This is a genomic window from Acidovorax cavernicola (assembly GCF_003581445.1).
The window spans coordinates 1-1,433 of sequence record NZ_QXMN01000212.1; the positions used below are offsets into that span (position 1 = coordinate 1).

The following is a 1,433-nucleotide window of genomic DNA, read 5'->3' on the forward strand; positions in this document are numbered from 1 at the left end:
GGCTCATGGCTTGAGCCGGTAACGCGACTGCACCAGTCCCGAAGGAAAGCTGCGGCTGGAGACCAGCGTCCAATCGATGTCCCGCGACAGCGCGCCAAACAGCGGCCGGCCCGACCCGAGCAGCACGGGAACCGTGGTGATCACCATGTCGGCGACCAGCCCTGCGCGCAGGAACGACTGCACCAGTTGCCCGCCATCGACATAGACCCGGTGCACATTCTGTCCGGCCAGCGTCTCCATCAGCTCGCGTGGAGCGCTGCCGCTGAACCGCACCTTGCCCGCGAGCGCCTCGGGCACCGGCGCACCGGCCAGCTGCTTCGACAGCACCAGCACGGGCCGGTCATGCGCCCAGGGGCCGAGGGTCAGCATCTTCTCGTAGGTCCCCCGGCCCATCACGATCAGGTCCTTATCGGCGATGAAGTCCGCGTAGCCATGATCCTCGTCCGGATCATCGCGCTGCAGCAGCCAGTCGATATCGCCGTCGGGGCGGGCAATGAAGCCATCGAGACTGGTGGCAATGAAAACATGTGCGCTGGCCATATGCAGCCCAATAAATATACAACGTATATTATTGCGCAAAGGAGGCACGCGTGCAGGCGCAGCGCCTGGCCCCGTTACTGCACTTGCGTGTGATTGATGCGCACCACCGCGCGCGCGATCAGCGCCAGCACTGCGGCCTCCGCGCCCTGCGGATCGCGCGCTTCGATGGAATGCAATAGCGACCGGTGCAATTCCAGCGCCTGGGCGTCGGGCCCCCAGGCGTCGCTGGACGCCTGAAAACTCGTCTTCCAGACCGCGGACAACGCGGTCTCCAGTTGCCGGATGAACTGGTTGTCGCAGGAGCGCACCACGGCGCCATGAAAGCGCAGGTCGGCCTCGATGTACGACGCCTGGGTCTGGGCCTGGGCCATGGCTTCGAAAGCTTCGCGGATGTCGGCCACCTGCTGCGGCTGCGCGCGCGCCGCGGCCAGCCGCGCGGCCAGCGGCTCTATCGTCTGGCGCAGCTCCATCAGATCGGCGATCAGCTTCTTGTCCGGCGGCGCTTCGCTTTGCCAGCCCAGCACGGCGGGATCGAACAGGTTCCATTCGGCGCGCGGCAGCACATGGGTGCCGGTACGCGGGCGTATCGAGACCAGGCCCTTGGCCGCGAGGCTCTTCATCGCTTCGCGAATGATCAGCCGGCTCGCGCCATAGGTTTGCGCGAGCTGGGGCTCGGTCGGCAACTGCGCGCCTTCGGCATAGCGCCCGGCAACGATGCTCGCACCCACGGCGTCAACGATTTGATGGTGAAAGTTGCGCAAACGAGGTGGAGACATAGGCTGCAAGCATAACCGCTGCCATCCCTCTCACTGGCTTGACGTCAATCATATGATGATTGTATTATTCACCCCGACGCGCAGCACCGTCCCATAAATCAACCAAGAGCTGGAGAC

At 64.6% G+C, this 1,433-nt stretch carries 2 protein-coding genes; both read right to left on the bottom strand.

Annotation, left to right across the window (positions count from 1 at the left end; translation table 11 throughout):
• Positions 1–3 precede the first annotated feature (3 nt).
• Positions 4–540, bottom strand: coding sequence for a dihydrofolate reductase family protein (locus D3H34_RS32605; RefSeq protein WP_205736862.1), 537 nt, complete (start codon positions 538–540; stop codon positions 4–6).
• Between the two features lie 74 nt (positions 541–614).
• Positions 615–1,316: a FadR/GntR family transcriptional regulator gene (locus D3H34_RS32610; RefSeq protein ID WP_286186559.1), complete on the bottom strand. Its 702-nt coding sequence runs from the start codon at positions 1,314–1,316 to the stop codon at positions 615–617.
• Positions 1,317–1,433 lie beyond the last annotated feature (117 nt).

Excerpts from the sequence above, each read along its gene's own strand:
- D3H34_RS32605 (WP_205736862.1), bottom strand. The coding sequence starts at position 540 with ATGGCCAGCGCACATGTTTTCATTGCCACCAGTCTCGATGGCTTCATT.
- D3H34_RS32610 (WP_286186559.1), bottom strand. The coding sequence starts at position 1,316 with ATGTCTCCACCTCGTTTGCGCAACTTTCACCATCAAATCGTTGACGCC.